This window comes from Allobacillus salarius (genome assembly GCF_007559425.1).
Classification (GTDB): Bacteria; Bacillota; Bacilli; order Bacillales; family Alkalibacillaceae; genus Allobacillus; species Allobacillus salarius.
Genome location: NZ_VMHE01000098.1, coordinates 1 through 520, shown reverse-complemented (window position 1 = coordinate 520; position 520 = coordinate 1). Strand labels below are relative to the sequence as shown.

Genomic DNA, 520 nt, shown 5'->3' with positions numbered 1-520 from the left:
TGTCTAATGCACTGGATATATCGTTTGATAGTTCCTGAAGCTGTTCTTTCGCACATTCGGTCTTGTACTGCATAGCCGATAAGTGTTTGCGGTCAGAAGAAACGCCACGTTCCATGCCCAGTGTTTCAGATGCTATGGTTTGGAGTTCTGCCATGTCATCACGCGATAAACGCACACTTTTCCCATTCGGCTGCGTCCAATCGAAAACTACATGGGCATGAAGGTTAGGTGTCCATTGCTTTGCGTTCATGTATCCTTCGTCCTTGTGTATATGGATTTGAAATGCTTCGATACCGAAACGTTCTTTGCAGACCGTGGCAAACTGCTGGAGTTCCTGCATGGTGGTTTCTTGTTTGATTACTATTACTCCCTCTCGTATGGGTGCGGCTTTAGCCTGCATCTTCTGCCCAACCGTATCGAGATATCTTTGTTTCGCACTTTCCAGCCGATGGGAGATGCTATCTCCAACCCAGCTTTCATTCAAATGACTAAGTTCGGGACGAACATAGTCCAACTCTTT

The 520-nt window shown here is 46.2% G+C and carries 1 protein-coding gene; it reads right to left on the bottom strand.

Translation table 11 applies throughout. From position 1 onward, the window contains the following. Positions 1-520, bottom strand: a 520-nt coding sequence (locus FPQ13_RS13325; RefSeq protein ID WP_222103160.1) for a plasmid recombination protein, incomplete at both ends; no start/stop codon positions are given.